The following is a 14,426-nucleotide window of genomic DNA, read 5'->3' on the forward strand; positions in this document are numbered from 1 at the left end:
TAAATGTATTTAGAAAGTAGAAGAACATTTTTAAAAGGCGCCGCATTTACAGTAGCAGGCGCTTCAATTGCAAAGGGTGTGTTTACGGCTGATGCTATTGCCGACTCAGTTAGTGAGAGTAAGTTTACAAACACTCCGGACTCTTTATCGTTCTATCCTCCTATGAGCGAATGGAATGATTTTAAAGAGTTAGACGGAGATGACTGGAAAAGAGGCGGTATAGATCGTCATGGAGTTAGAAGTGAGTCAAATCCTGATGGTATTGAAGTTAATGATTATGCTATTGTTGCTACTGCATGTTCAAACTGTGAGGCGTCTTGTGGGTTAACTGCATGGATTGACAAAAAAACATTTACCGTAAAAAAATATATGGGTAATCCTCTTCACCCTGCTTCTCGCGGTAGAAATTGTGCTAAAGGCTATGCTACTCAGTCACAAATGTATGATCCGGATCGTATAGCATTCCCCCTAAAGCGTGCTCCTGGCTCTGCTCGCGGTGAAGGTAAGTGGATTCGCACAACTTGGGATGAGGCGATGACAACTATCGGCAATAAAATGCATGATGCAATAAAAGGCGATGATGAATTGTCAAAAAAATCATGCATGTTTCATGTCGGTCGTCCTAATGAAAACGGATTTACAGGCAAGGTATGGCAGACAATAGGGCAGGATTGTTTTAATTCGCATACGAACATCTGTTCATCTGGAGGAAGAACGCCTACTATTCAATGGGCAAATGATGACAGAATATCTCCGGACTGGGCAAATGCTAAGCTTATTTTTCTTAACTCTTCGCATGCCGCAGATGCAGGTCACTACTTTCAGCAATCAGCTTCATTTATAGCTGATGCAAGAGCAAAGGGTGCAAAATTAGTAGTTATGGATCCTCGTTTGTCTAACTCTGCAGGTATGTCAGATCTTTGGATAGCAGCATGGCCCGGCACGGAGCCTGTCATCTATCTTTACTTAGCACAAAGAATGTTAAGTGAGAACAAAGTAGATAAAAATTTTGTTAAAAAATGGTTAAACTGGGAAGTATTTTTAGATAATAAAAAATATTTAGAATTTATGGTGAGTAAAGGTTATATCGCTAAAGTTCCATCAGGTGATGATTTTGATACATTTTTAGAAGTTTTAAAAGAGTTGTACTCTCCTTTTACATTAGATTATGCTGTAAAAGAGACACATGTGCCAGCATACAAATTAGAACAGTTGTATGATATGTTTATCTGGGCAGGTACATCTATATCTACATACTTTTGGAGAGCGGCGGCAGCAGGAAACCGCGGTGGGTGGATGAGCGGTCGTACAGGTTATCTTTCTCTCGCTCTTCGTGGAGCTATCGGACCGGAGGGTGGTACATTCTTTCATCACTGGCATGTTATATCTGTAGCAGGAAAAGGTGGAAGTGCAACTGTAGGACAAGGCAAGCGTGGAACTGATGTTCCAAAAATTGATGTTTATAATGAGCTTTCATGGCCGCCAGAGTGGCCGATTTCAACATATGAATTATCATATTTATTGCCGCATCTTCTTGCAGATAAAAAATGGCAGAAAAAGTGGATAGACAGAGGTCTTAATGTTCCTCAAAAGCTAGCAGTTTGGATTCCTCGTATGTATAATCCTGTCTGGATTAATCCGGATGGATTTAGATGGATAGACACGATAAAAGATGAGTCGAAAATGGAGCTTACCTTTAATCTCTCTCCTGTATGGTCTGAGACTAACTGGTATGTGGATTATATCTTACCTGTTGGTTTAGCGGGTGAGAGACACGATCAGCACTCAGAAGCTACAATGCCTGCTCGCTGGACATCTTTCCGTCAGCCGGTTATGCGTGTTGCGCTTGAAAAAGCTGGATGGAAACCTAAAAACCCAAATCGTGCAACATTAGAAGCACATATAAAAGCGGGTCTTGGCGAAGTTTGGGAAGAGAATGAATTTTGGTTTGATATGTGTGTCAATTACATAGACCCAAAAGGTGATATTTTCTTGGATGCTGCAAAAACAAAAACGATTAAATCAATGTGGGAATCAAAAAAGAATCCTGGCAGACCGGTTACAATCGCTGAATGGTACGATGCGGCATTTGGTGACAATTTGCCAAATCTTAAAGTGACTGCAACATCAGATAAGAGATATAAAAATTCTGAATATCCTGTATATGAGTACATGAGAGATCATGGCGCATGGATGGAAGAGAACAATATCTACTCTGCGCAAGAGCGTGAGATTAAAGATGACGGGGAAAACTATATCTCTCATGGGCATAAATATAATAAAGCAGATGTAACAATAGACAAAAGAACTGGTGTTATGAGTGCAGAGTCTCACGGTAAGAAAAAATCTATTGGTATTGAGATTGACGGTAAAAAGATGGAAGGTTTTGCAACGCTTGATAAGAAACTTGACTTCTTTTGTGAGTGGCTTGCTGATGATTGGAAATGGCCTGAATACGCTATTCCGTTTTATCCAAGAGATGAAAAAGAGAAAAAAGAGATGGTTCATATTGTATCGCATGTAAATCACTCTTTTATGAGTGAGAAGAACTCATATGCATTAAATACTGTATTTAGACTGCCGTATAATATTCATACTCGTTCTGCAAACTCTAAGCACTTGATGGAAATTTCGCAGAATCATGATCCTATTTGGATTTCAACAAAAGATGCTAAACGACAAGGCTTTAAGCGTGGAGATGCAATTCGTGTTAGAATTGTAGATAGTTTAACAGGACTGGAATCTGGCTACTTTGTAGCTATGGCAGTTCCTACAGAGGGAGTTTTGCCTGGAACACTAGCATGTTCACATCACGGTGGCCGCTGGAAACTTGTAAACTCTGTAAGCATCCCTAACGGTGTAACGGATGGCAAAGTTGATTCTCAGCCGGTTGCCAGAAATATGAATGATCCTAAATTTATGGCTCACTCACCTCTTAATGCAGGTAAAGAGGGCGGACAGATTAAGATTGAAGATTATAACGGTCATGGCGGAATAAATAGTTTTGGTGTTCCTACGGCTGAACTTCAGATGGACGGTAAAGTTGGTAAATTAAAATATGTAGAGGGAATTAAACCGTTCGTTTCAGAGAGATTTGCAGATTATAACAGAGATAGCGGAAATATCTGGTGGGACGGGCTTAGTGGTTCATGGCAAAATGCAGTAGCTGCTCCGCATCCAGACCCGATTTCAGGTATGCACTGCTGGCACCAAAAAGTTATTTTAGAGCCTGCTCAAGCCGGTGATAAAATTGGTGATATTTATGTAAATTATGACAATAACTTTAAGGTTTATGAAGGATGGAGAGATGAACTTACTCGTGGTTTAGATGAAAATTCTACACTTCGCCGTCCAGAGCACATCAAGCGTCCTTGGGTGCCTCTATCTCACAAAGCATATGCGGTAAAGATAAGTAAGTAATACCATAAAGCCTCTTAAGAGGCTTTATGCTTCTAAATTGCAGCAAAAGTATAAACTTTTATAATCCTGCTATCCACATCCTAAGCCACAATCCAATAGTTGTAGTATAACCTACCTCACTAAAAACTTCACTGCCCTCTTTGTCATAAATAATAGTAGTAGGAAAGACGGAAACGCCATATCTTTGAGTTATTTGTCCGTCACTGTCGTTTACAACTTTAAAGGTTAAATCACGGCTTCTTAGATATTCGCGTATCTCTTCATCGCTACCGGATTTAATAGCAATCGTTAAAACATTAAAACTCTTTGAAATTCTCTCTATATTTTGAGCTTCAACTTTACATGTTGGGCACCATGTAGCCCAAAAATGGATTAAGATTGGTTTGTTTTTCGGTACTTTATAAAGAGTATTATTTAGTAATGAGACAGTTGATATACTCAGTGCTTCTTTATTTAAATCATTGCTTCTATAAAAACTGATAATGTTTGCAGATATTGCTATAGCAACAATAAAAACAATTATCTCTTTTACATATTTAACTATTTTATCTTTCATATTAACCTATTTCGATAGTATAAAAAAGATGAAAATTTTAAAGCGCAGGTACAACTACTTCCAAGAGAGATAAATCTACGCTAAAAACAACAACAAAGATCAAATATTTGATCTTTGTTGTTTAAATCATAATTCCTTTTATTGTAAAAAACAGCAATCCTGCAAGTATAGCCGCAGCCGGTACTGTTATAAGCCATGCCGCTACTATTTTCTTTACTGCATCTCTTCTGACATATTGAATTTTTTTGGCTTTTTTGATACTTTTTTTAGTTGATTTTATTATCTTTTTTTCATTTTCGATTAGTTTGTAAAGTTCTGCAATTCTAACATAGTCATTTTGTAACTTTTCACTTTTGTCTAGTAGCTCTTTTAACTCATATTCGTACGCATCTTTATTTAACCGCTCGTCTTCTATGGTAAGGATATCCTCTTCTATGGTTCGATTCTTTTCATCTTTTATGTGAAGCCACTCTCTTAAAAAACCAACACCAAACACACCGCCTATCGCAATATGCGTTGAACTGACGGGTAAACCAAGTTGTGAAGCAAGGATAACAGTAAGAGATGCTGCCATTGCTATAGAGAACGCTCTTATTTGATCCAAATCGGTTATTTCGCTGCCGACTGTTTTGATAAGTTTAGGGCCGTAAAGTGCAAGACCAAGAGAGATTCCTAATGCCCCAACTCCCATTACCCATAACGGTATAGAAGCATCTGATGTGACTCCTCCATTTACAACGGCATCATTGATTGCAGCCAATGGTCCAATAGCATTTGCAACATCATTTGCGCCATGGGCAAAGCTTAAGAGGGCTGCAGAAAAAATAAGGGGAATTGTAAAAAGAGTGTTTACGGAATCTTTAGTGTTTTCAAGAACGGTAGTGCTTGAATTTATTCTTTTTTTTACAAGTATGTAAACAAAAATGGCTACTATAAATCCAGCTGTCAATGCAACTGCAAATGTTGGTTTTTTAGTTACCTCTAAAGATATCATCGGAAGAGTATTAAGAAATTCTAAAATATTTGGCCAAATGCGTTTAATACCTTTTAGAATTAAATATGTAACAAAAGCTAGGGACATAATTGCAACAAAGATAGGTACATAGGTTTTGGCGGCTTGAACTTTGTCCTCCTTAAATACAATAGATTTTTTAATTGCAAAAAGAAAAAGAGCAGCAATTATACCGCCTAAAACTGGTGAAATTACCCAAGAAGCAGCTATGCTTCCCATTGTTCCCCAATCAACTATATTAAATCCTGCCGCTGCAATTCCTGCTCCCATAACAGCGCCGACAATAGAGTGGGTTGTAGATACAGGAGCTCTCATCATAGTTGCAAAATTTAACCATAATGCAGCGGCAAGAAGAGCAGCCATCATAGCCCAAATAAACTGGTTTGTATCACCTTGAAATGCAGAAATATCAATAATACCGTTTTTTATAGTTTTTACAACTTCTCCACCGGCAATAAGAGCACCGGCGGCTTCGAATGTAGCGGCAATAATAATAGCAGTTGTAAGCGTAAGTGCTTTGGAGCCGACTGCCGGACCAACATTGTTTGCAACATCGTTTGCTCCAATATTCATAGCCATATATGCACCGATAAGCGCTGCTACTGCAAGAAAGAGATTATTAGAAACCCCGCCGTTACTTAAAAAGCTGTATGTTAAAACACCTATCATAAAAAATAGAGCAAAGCCCAATCTTGTAAAATCCGAAGCACTCCTTTTAAGTGCCTGTTTTTGAATTTTGTTTACGGTGTGAAATTCCATTAAATGCCTTTTTAATTGTTGGCGAAATTATATTGTAATATCAATTATAAAATAATTATAAAGTTTAATTTTAGAAAATAACTACTGTTTTTTGATATATGCTTTTATAATCTTTTGTTCTTCTATTGGTCTGTCTGCGCCTGATCTTCCAAGCGTAGGAACATTTTCCAATTTTTTTATTATACTCATAGATTGTGGAGTAGCTTGACCAAAAATAGTATGTCTTCCATTTAACCATGGTGTTGGAGCTGTTGTTATAAAAAATTGACTTCCATTTGTATTTGGTCCCGCATTTGCCATTGCAAGAACTCCTGCTCGCGAAAAAAGCTTATCTTTGAACTCATCTTTAAAAGATCTTTTCCAGATGCTTTCACCTCCTCTTCCTGTTCCAGTCGGATCTCCGCCTTGAATCATAAAATCTTTTATAATACGGTGAAAAATCACTCCGTCATAATAACCGTTTTTTACATGTGTTATAAAATTTTCTACTGCCAAAGGCGCTACTTCTGGAAATAGTTTAAGTTCAATAACCCCTTGTGTTGTTTCCAGCACAACATACGACTCTTCACTTTGAGCATTAAGATTTATAGAAAATATTATTAACAAAGTAAGTAAAATTTTTTTCATTTTGTCTCCTCTTGGTTTTATATGTAATAATTATATTGTACCAATTTTTGTTTAAATTTAAAAATACTTTGGCTTTTTATTTAAATAAAGAAAACAGATTAAGAAAAATTTATAGAGGAAAGATTTATTTTATTGAAGGGATTGCCGCAAAAAATTGCGGCAATATAAGGTTTTATTTACCAGCAGCAACGCGGTCTTTAAGACCTTTGCCAGCTTTAAATTTAGGAACCATCTTGTCTTGAGTAGTATAAGTTTTGTCAGTACCAGGAACTTTACCACTTTTACCTTTTTGAAGTGCTGCTTCAAAGCTTCCAAATCCAACTAAAGAGACACTCTCTTTTTTTACTAAAGCTGATGTAACTGCTTCCGTAAAAGCTTTAATAGCTGCTTCAGCTTCAACTTTAGTTTTATAATTGCCACTTGCTTGTACTAGTTCAACGAATTGAGCTTTATTCATAAATCTACCCTTGAATTTATAAAGATTTTCCGAAACTACTAAAACTCTAAAATAAAATTTTTAAGTTAAGTAATTCAGCTACAGACACTTTATAGTTTATTTGCTTAAAAATTTCTTCTTTTGACCAAAAAATAGTAAAAAACATAATGTTTTCTTCTTTTTTTACAAAAAATATTTTGAAAAAGCATTGTTTATTTTATTTTTTATACTTAGGGTATTACTTGCTTTTATATGAATAAAAACAATTTTATTTACTAATAAGCAAGCAGATCACTATAGTCGTATTTGGAAAAATCTAAATAGAGCTTCCCATCTTTGTGTATTACTCTTATATCATTGTTATAAGCGTTTAAAAAGCGTTTTTTAATAATTTTTTTTTGAAAGGATTTTAAATTTAATGATTTTAAGTACTCTTTTAACTCTACAGTTTTTAAATTTAATGAGGATTTTGTTTCATCTTGATGATTAAAACTTTCTATTTCATGTATAGTTGTTTGTTCTCTCTCAAGTGTCATTTTTCTCTCTACAAGCTCTAAAATATTTTTAAGCTGTGCATCTTTTAAACTGTAAATTTGTTCTATTTTATCTCTTTCTGCGCGAAGCATCTGCTCTTTATCATCTATAAGTTTATCTATTTTGGCTTCTAACTGCGCTACTTTGCTTTTTAAGAAATTATTCTCTTTTTGATAGAGGGCCAATACTGTTGCCACAGTTGTTTTTGGTCTAATAATCTGATTGATTTGTTTAAGCACAACCTTCTCTTTTTCATAATTATTATCATTTTTTTCGTCTAGAAAATTTTTAGTAACTAAAATATAAATTTGGTCGTCTTCTATAATATAGTCTAATTTATTTGCTTTGATTTTAGAGTTAAGTACCTCTTTGGAAATCTTGAAATAGTTACAATATTCATTCGCAGTTAGCCTCATGTGAATTCCCGATTGTTTTTGAATATTTTAGCACAATAAAGTTTTTATAAAAGTTATTAGTCAGATACATTTGGTATAATTACGAATAAATTTCATCAAAAAGAGTTTAATTATGGGTATTTTAGATATTGTGAAGCCGGGTGTATTGTTTGGTGATGATGTGCAAAAAGTTTATCAGTATGCAAAAAAGAGTGGCTTTGCTATTCCTGCGATAAATGTAGTTAGTACTGACTCTATAAATGGCGTATTGGAAGCTGCAGCGAAAGTAAAGTCTCCTGTAATTATCCAATTTAGTAACGGCGGAGCTTCCTATTATGCAGGAAAAGGTTTAAGCAATGAAAATGAAAAGGCAGCGACAATAGGTGCAGTTTCTGGCGCTATACATGTTCATTTAATGGCTGAGAGTTATGGAGTACCGGTTATTCTGCATACAGACCATGCAGCAAAAAAACTTCTTCCATGGATAGATGCTCTTCTTGATGCAGGTGAAGAGTATTATAAAACGCAGGGAAGACCTCTTTACTCTTCTCATATGTTGGATCTCTCTGAGGAACCACTCGAGGAGAATGTTGCAACTTGTAAAAAATATTTACAAAGAATGAGCAAAATTGGCACAAATATAGAGATAGAACTGGGTGTTACAGGTGGTGAAGAGGACGGAGTTGATAATACAAATATAGATAACTCGCTGCTTTATACACAGCCAGAAGATGTCGCTTATGCATATAAAGAGTTAGGTGAAGTTTCTCCAAATTTTACTATTGCAGCATCTTTTGGTAATGTTCACGGTGTTTATAAACCAGGCAATGTTGTTCTTACTCCAAAAATTTTAGATAATTCACAAAAATATATCCAAGAAAAATTCAATACTGCAGATAAACCTGTTAATTTTGTTTTTCACGGCGGTTCAGGTTCTACTCTTGAAGAGATCCGTGAAGCTATCAGCTATGGCGTAATCAAAATGAATGTTGATACAGATACGCAGTGGGCAACATGGATAGGTGTAAAAGAGTATTATGAAAAAAACAGAGAGTATCTTCAATCTCAAATTGGAAATCCTGAGGGAGAAGATAAGCCGAATAAAAGCTACTATGATCCTAGAAAATGGCTAAGAGCAGGGCAGCAAACGCTTATTAAGAGAGTTGAACTTGCATTTTCAGATCTTAATGCAATAGGCAGAAATTAATTAAACAATAATGAATGATAAAGTATTTGCAAAGCCTATAAAAAAGCAGTTCGAATTTGATGAAGAGGTTGCCGCTGTATTTGATGATATGTTGCAAAGAAGCGTCCCTTTTTACAAAGAGTCGCAGAAAATTACGGAGTTTTTTGCATTAAAGCAGCTTCAAGAGGGCGGCGTTGCATATGATTTGGGATGCTCAACCGCAACACTTCTTATAAACATAAGCAGAAAATTAAAAACAGGTGCCACTCTCGTAGGGCTTGACAACTCCGAGGCGATGTTGGAGCAGGCAAGAAAAAAGTGCGAAGCGTTTAAGGCAGATATAGAGCTTGAAAATGCAGATATTTTAGAGTATGATTATAAAGAGGCGGATCTTTTTATAAGTAATTATACTTTACAGTTTATTCGTCCTTTGATTCGTGAAGAGCTTGTGAAAAAAATATCTTCTTCACTTAAAAAAGGCGGGGTATTTATCTTTAGCGAAAAAGTTATAAGTCATCATTCAAAACTAAACAAAGATTTGATTGAGTGCTACTATGCTTTTAAAAAAGAGCAGGGTTATTCAGAGTATGAGATTATGCAAAAAAGAGAAGCATTGGAGAATGTTTTGGTGCCTTATAGCGAAGATGAGAATATAAAAATGGCAAAAAACTGCGGTTTCTCACACTGTGAGGTAGTTTTTCGCTGGGCAAATTTTGCAACATTTATAGCTATAAAGTAAAATTACTTTATTTTAAGCATGTTTAAACTTTAAAACTCTCTTTTGTTTTACAATATTGAGTTAAAAAACACTCATCACACTTTGGATTTTTAGCTTTACAGATATAGCGGCCAAAGAGAACCATTCCTTGATGCAGGGCATTGAGATCTGTTTTAAATTTCTTAACAAGCGTTGCCTCAGTTTTTGCTGCTGTTGTGTCATCGCTGAGACCAAGTCTGTGTGCTACCCTAAATACATGTGTATCGACCGCCATTAAATTTGCACCGGTGTACTCAATCATAACAACATTTGCAGTTTTTTGTCCAACACCAGGAAGTTTAATAAGCTCTTTTTCATGAAGAGGAATCTCTCCGCCGTAAACCTCTACAACTTTTTTTGCCATCTCTATTATATTTTTTGCTTTATTATTAAAAAAAGAGCAGCTTTGAATAAGCGATTTTACTTCATTTATATCTGCTTTGGCCAAAGTTTCGGGATTCGGATATTTTTCAAACAAGGCAGGTGTAATAAGATTGACTCTTTTATCCGTACATTGAGCTGAAAGAACAACAGCTATAACTAATTCATATACATTTTTGTAGTTTAATTCAGTAACAGCATTGCTGTAATTTTCTATAAAAAGTTTATGAATTTCTTTAATTTCTTGTTTTGTGGCTTTTTTCATAATGTAATTATATACAAAATGAAAGTTGTTTAATAATCATTAGTATAAAATTATTAGAATTACCAATAAGTTAAAGGTAATTCTTAAAGGAAACAGATGAGAACAGTAACAAAAATAGTAGCTTCTTTGGCTATTTTATCGACAATAACAATGGCACAAACTTTGGTAACCGTAAATGGTACGGCCATTACTCAAGAAGATGTTGATAAAGAACTTATGGCGGCAACACAAGGTAGATTTAATCAGGTCCCTGCAGAAAAACAGGAAGATTTTAGAAAACAGGTATTAGAGCAGTTGGTTGCTAAAGAGCTGATTTATAATGATGCGAAAAAAGCAGGTCTTTTAAATACAGATGACTTTAAAAAGAGATATGAAGAGGTAACAAACAGAATAAAAAAAGAGATAGCTATTCAACTTTGGCAAGAGCAAGAGTTTAATAAAATAAAAATTTCTGAAAAAGAGAAAAAAGATTATTATGATGCAAATAAAGAGGAGTTTGCTGAAAATGAAAGTGTTAGAGCACGCCATATACTTGTGGAAAAAGAGGCTGATGCAAAAAAAATCATTTCAGAGCTTAAATCTTTAAAAGGCGAAACGCTTAAAAACAAATTCATGGAAGTTGCAAAAGAAAAATCAACATGTACAAGTGCTCCACAAGGTGGTGATTTAGGTTATTTTACTGAAGGTCAAATGGTTCCGGAGTTTAATGACAAAGCTTTCTCAATGAAGGCAAAAGAGATAACTACAGAACCAGTAAAAACTCAATTTGGATATCATGTAATCTATATTGAAGATAAAAAAGCGAAAACAACAAAAAGTTTTCCTGAGGTAAAACCGTTTATCGAACAAAGATTAAAAACAGAAAAAGCAAAAAGTGCAATTATGGCTAAAATGAAAGAGTTAGAAAAAAAAGCTGAAATAAAATAGTTTTTTACCTTTTTTTAATTATCAAAGGGAGTAAAAAAGCTCTCTCTGATATAGCCTCAATTCTTCAAATATAAAAACAATACTATAGAAATAAAATTATCAAAGACATCCAGAAATCTACTGCAATTTCCTTAAAATAATACCACTTAATATTTTTTACATATTTAGATATATAACATATAAAAGTTACTTAAGTATTATTAACTAAAACAACTTGACAGGAATGCACTCAACTTGATATAATCTTTTTACAAGTTTAACTTTCATATAATTTAACTGTAGCGATTTGAAAGTAAAATAGTTGTAATTTATATAAAAAAAGGAAAAAAATAGATGAATAATATTTTTGAAAAATTAACAAATAATATGACAGAGTCAATTGAATCAGCCGTATCACTGGCACTGCACAATAAAAATCAAGAGGTTGAACCTATACACTTTTTATGGGCACAGCTGACAAATTCTAATTCTGTGCTAAATCAGATGCTTAATAAAATGAACATTGACAAGGTTGCAATTGAGCTTGATGTAAAAAGTTTAAGTGAAAAACTTCCTAAGTCTTCAACCGTATCAAAAGAGAGCGTAAGACTCTCTAGAAATTTTGTACAAACATTAGAAAACGGTGTAGGATTGATGACAAAAAATGGAGACTCTTTTTTAGCAGTTGATACCTATCTTTTGGCAAATCTAAAAAATGAACCATTTTTGAGTTTGCTTAAGAAATATATTGATATATCTGAGTTGGCTAAAAATATAGAAGCTTCTCGCGGAGGAGCAAAGATTGAGTCGCAAAGCTCAGACGAGACACTGGAGTCTCTTAAAAAATATGGAATAGATTTGACTGCAGAAGCAAAAGAAGGGAAACTCTCTCCAGTAATCGGACGCGATGAAGAGATTACTCGTATGATGCAAATTCTTATCCGCAAAACAAAAAATAATCCTATGTTACTTGGTGAGCCGGGTGTTGGTAAAACTGCTTTAGTAGAGGGACTGGCTCAAAGAATTAGTGATGGCAAAGTTCCGACATCGCTTCAGAATAAAAGAGTCATTGCTCTTGATATGAGCGCATTAATAGCCGGTGCAAAATATAGAGGTGAGTTTGAAGACAGACTCAAAGCCGTAATTGATGAGGTAAAAAAGAGCGGTAATATTATACTTTTCATAGATGAGATTCATACAATTGTAGGAGCGGGAGCAAGTGAAGGAAGCATGGATGCGGCAAATATCCTCAAACCAGCACTTGCACGCGGAGAGCTTCACACCATAGGAGCGACTACGCTAAAAGAGTATAGAAAATATTTTGAAAAAGATATGGCACTGCAAAGACGCTTCTTGCCAATTAATCTTGATGAGCCCAGTGTCAATCAATCTTTACAGATTTTAAGAGGCATCAAAGAGCGTCTAGAAACGCACCACAATGTAACTATCACGGACAGTGCATTAGTTGCAGCGGCAAAACTCTCTGACAGATATATAGCAGATAGATTTCTTCCTGATAAAGCAATCGACCTTATAGATGAGGCAGCGGCAGAGCTAAAGATGCAGATAGAATCAGAACCGCATGCTCTAAGCAATGCAAAGATTAAGAGCTCTGAGCTGCATGTTGAGCAAGAAGCTCTTAAAATGGAAGATACTCCCGCAAATACAAAGCGTTTAGAGGAGATAAAAAAAGAGCTTGCTGATGTCGAAGAGAGTGTGAGAAGTTTAGAGGCACAGTTTGCTTATGAAAAAGAAGTTTTTGGAAAAATTTCAAGTATAAAAAACGAGATTGAGGCAAAAAGAAGAGAGGCTGCTATTGCTAAAAATGCATCAGAATTCAACAAAGCCGCAGAGATAGAGTATGGTCAAATTCCACAGCTCCAAGCTGAAGAAAAAAAAGTAAGCCAAGAGTGGGAGAGAATGCAAAAAGAGGGAACGCTTCTTAAAAACAGCGTTGATGAGGAATCAATAGCTTCTATTATTTCTAGATGGACAGGCATTCCTGTTAAAAAAATGCTTCAAGCTGATAAAGATAAGATATTAAGCGTTGAAGATGAGTTAAATAAAGAAGTTGTTGGTCAAAATCAAGCTACACATGCCGTTGCTCGTGCAATTAAAAGAAATAAAGCAGGGCTCTCTAGCGCCAATTCTCCAATAGGAAGCTTCCTCTTTCTAGGGCCTACCGGTGTTGGAAAAACACAGACGGCTAAAACTTTGGCAAAATTTTTGTTTGATTCTCCTGATGCTATGGTACGAATTGACATGAGTGAATATATGGAAAAACATTCAGTCTCTCGTCTAGTCGGAGCTGCTCCTGGATATGTTGGTTATGAAGAGGGAGGACAGCTTACTGAAGCAGTAAGAAGAAAACCATACAGCGTTATTTTATTTGATGAGATAGAAAAAGCGCATCCGGATGTATTTAATATTTTACTTCAAGTGTTGGATGATGGAAGATTAACAGATAACAAAGGCGTAACGGTTGATTTTACAAATACTATAATTATCTTAACTTCTAATATTGCAAGTGAAAAGATTATGAACAATCCAGACAGTGAGGAGTTAAGAAGTCTTGTTATGGAAGATTTAAAACAAGCTTTTAAGCCAGAATTCTTAAATCGATTAGATGATATTGTTATTTTTAACGCACTTGGCCGTGAGCAGATAGTAAGCATTGTAGATATTTTCTTAAAAGAGATTACTGATAAAGTTGCATCAAGAGATATAACTTTAACACTAAGTAATAGTGCCAAAGATTATATAGCTGAAGCCGGATTTGATCCTGTATATGGAGCTAGACCGCTTAAGAGAGCTCTTTATGAAATAGTAGAAGACAGACTTGCAGAACTTATACTAGAGGGCAAAGTTACTGAAGGTTCGCATGTAGAGTTTGATATTGAAAATGGTGAGATAAAAGTACAAGTATCATAAATATTATAAATTTAATTGTTACTTAAAGATAGTTTGTTATGGTAAGATACAAATCTTAACCGCACTTTAAGTAACTTTTTTATATCATTTCAAACTTAATTTTAAAGAAGGATATGTCATGAAAAGAACATACCAGCCTCATAATACACCGAGAAAAAGAACTCACGGTTTTAGATCAAGAATGGCAACGAAAAATGGACGTAATGTAATTAATCGCCGTCGTGCAAAAGGTCGTAAAAAATTGTCAGTTTAGCAAATTTT

12 protein-coding genes are annotated in these 14,426 nt (G+C 35.1%); 6 read left to right on the plus strand and 6 right to left on the minus strand.

Annotated elements, in window-relative coordinates; translation table 11 throughout:
* The first annotated feature begins 3 nt into the window (after positions 1 to 3).
* Positions 4 to 3,420: a molybdopterin-dependent oxidoreductase gene (locus FJR47_RS02130; RefSeq protein WP_152298834.1), complete on the plus strand. Its 3,417-nt coding sequence runs from the start codon at positions 4 to 6 to the stop codon at positions 3,418 to 3,420.
* Positions 3,421 to 3,478: 58 nt separating this feature from the next.
* Here the strand turns inward: FJR47_RS02130 and FJR47_RS02135 are convergent, their stop codons facing one another.
* From FJR47_RS02135 to FJR47_RS02155, 5 genes are all read right to left on the minus strand, one after another.
* A complete protein-coding gene (locus FJR47_RS02135) occupies positions 3,479 to 3,976 on the minus strand; it encodes a protein disulfide oxidoreductase (protein WP_152298835.1) in 498 nt (165 codons plus the stop codon).
* Between the two features lie 121 nt (positions 3,977 to 4,097).
* Positions 4,098 to 5,747 carry an inorganic phosphate transporter gene (locus FJR47_RS02140; RefSeq protein ID WP_152298836.1) on the minus strand — a complete coding sequence of 550 codons (1,650 nt, stop codon included), beginning with the start codon at positions 5,745 to 5,747 and terminating at the stop codon, positions 4,098 to 4,100.
* Positions 5,748 to 5,828: 81 nt separating this feature from the next.
* Entirely contained in the window at positions 5,829 to 6,374 is a 546-nt protein-coding gene (locus FJR47_RS02145) for a peptidylprolyl isomerase (protein ID WP_152298837.1), read from the minus strand.
* A 172-nt stretch (positions 6,375 to 6,546) separates the two neighbouring features.
* Entirely contained in the window at positions 6,547 to 6,831 is a 285-nt protein-coding gene (locus FJR47_RS02150) for an HU family DNA-binding protein (protein ID WP_152298838.1), read from the minus strand.
* Positions 6,832 to 7,085: 254 nt separating this feature from the next.
* A complete protein-coding gene (locus FJR47_RS02155) occupies positions 7,086 to 7,760 on the minus strand; it encodes a hypothetical protein (protein WP_152298839.1) in 675 nt (224 codons plus the stop codon).
* 112 nt (positions 7,761 to 7,872) lie between these two features.
* On the opposite strand from FJR47_RS02155, the gene fbaA reads away from it, so the two are divergent.
* A complete protein-coding gene (gene fbaA, locus FJR47_RS02160; RefSeq protein ID WP_152298840.1) occupies positions 7,873 to 8,946 on the plus strand; it encodes a class II fructose-bisphosphate aldolase in 1,074 nt (357 codons plus the stop codon).
* 10 nt (positions 8,947 to 8,956) lie between these two features.
* On the plus strand, positions 8,957 to 9,664 hold the full coding sequence (gene cmoA / locus FJR47_RS02165) for a carboxy-S-adenosyl-L-methionine synthase CmoA (protein WP_152298841.1): 708 nt from the start codon (positions 8,957 to 8,959) through the stop codon (positions 9,662 to 9,664).
* 22 nt (positions 9,665 to 9,686) lie between these two features.
* On the opposite strand, the gene nth is transcribed toward cmoA, so the two are convergent.
* Positions 9,687 to 10,328, minus strand: a complete 642-nt coding sequence (gene nth / locus FJR47_RS02170) for an endonuclease III (protein ID WP_152298842.1) — start codon at positions 10,326 to 10,328, stop codon at positions 9,687 to 9,689.
* Between the two features lie 96 nt (positions 10,329 to 10,424).
* Here nth and FJR47_RS02175 point away from each other — a divergent pair, with 96 nt between their 5' ends.
* From FJR47_RS02175 to rpmH, 3 genes are all read left to right on the plus strand, one after another.
* Complete coding sequence (locus FJR47_RS02175; protein ID WP_152298843.1) at positions 10,425 to 11,255, plus strand: peptidylprolyl isomerase; 831 nt, start codon at positions 10,425 to 10,427, stop codon at positions 11,253 to 11,255.
* A gap of 333 nt (positions 11,256 to 11,588) precedes the next feature.
* Positions 11,589 to 14,165: an ATP-dependent Clp protease ATP-binding subunit gene (locus FJR47_RS02180; protein ID WP_152298844.1), complete on the plus strand. Its 2,577-nt coding sequence runs from the start codon at positions 11,589 to 11,591 to the stop codon at positions 14,163 to 14,165.
* Positions 14,166 to 14,283: 118 nt separating this feature from the next.
* Positions 14,284 to 14,418: a 50S ribosomal protein L34 gene (gene rpmH / locus FJR47_RS02185; RefSeq protein ID WP_137015337.1), complete on the plus strand. Its 135-nt coding sequence runs from the start codon at positions 14,284 to 14,286 to the stop codon at positions 14,416 to 14,418.
* Positions 14,419 to 14,426: the final 8 nt, after the last annotated feature.

Origin of the sequence: Sulfurimonas xiamenensis (assembly GCF_009258045.1) — a bacterium.
Lineage (GTDB): Bacteria > Campylobacterota > Campylobacteria > Campylobacterales > Sulfurimonadaceae > Sulfurimonas > Sulfurimonas xiamenensis.

Bases quoted from the DNA above. Each gene is read 5' to 3' on its own strand.
- FJR47_RS02140 (WP_152298836.1), bottom strand. From the start codon at position 5,747: ATGGAATTTCACACCGTAAACAAAATTCAAAAACAGGCACTTAAAAGG.
- FJR47_RS02175 (WP_152298843.1), top strand. From the start codon at position 10,425: ATGAGAACAGTAACAAAAATAGTAGCTTCTTTGGCTATTTTATCGACA.
- nth (WP_152298842.1), bottom strand. From the start codon at position 10,328: ATGAAAAAAGCCACAAAACAAGAAATTAAAGAAATTCATAAACTTTTT.
- FJR47_RS02180 (WP_152298844.1), top strand. From the start codon at position 11,589: ATGAATAATATTTTTGAAAAATTAACAAATAATATGACAGAGTCAATT.
- FJR47_RS02155 (WP_152298839.1), bottom strand. From the start codon at position 7,760: ATGAGGCTAACTGCGAATGAATATTGTAACTATTTCAAGATTTCCAAA.
- cmoA (WP_152298841.1), top strand. From the start codon at position 8,957: ATGAATGATAAAGTATTTGCAAAGCCTATAAAAAAGCAGTTCGAATTT.
- FJR47_RS02135 (WP_152298835.1), bottom strand. From the start codon at position 3,976: ATGAAAGATAAAATAGTTAAATATGTAAAAGAGATAATTGTTTTTATT.
- rpmH (WP_137015337.1), top strand. From the start codon at position 14,284: ATGAAAAGAACATACCAGCCTCATAATACACCGAGAAAAAGAACTCAC.
- FJR47_RS02130 (WP_152298834.1), top strand. From the start codon at position 4: ATGTATTTAGAAAGTAGAAGAACATTTTTAAAAGGCGCCGCATTTACA.
- FJR47_RS02150 (WP_152298838.1), bottom strand. From the start codon at position 6,831: ATGAATAAAGCTCAATTCGTTGAACTAGTACAAGCAAGTGGCAATTAT.
- fbaA (WP_152298840.1), top strand. From the start codon at position 7,873: ATGGGTATTTTAGATATTGTGAAGCCGGGTGTATTGTTTGGTGATGAT.
- FJR47_RS02145 (WP_152298837.1), bottom strand. From the start codon at position 6,374: ATGAAAAAAATTTTACTTACTTTGTTAATAATATTTTCTATAAATCTT.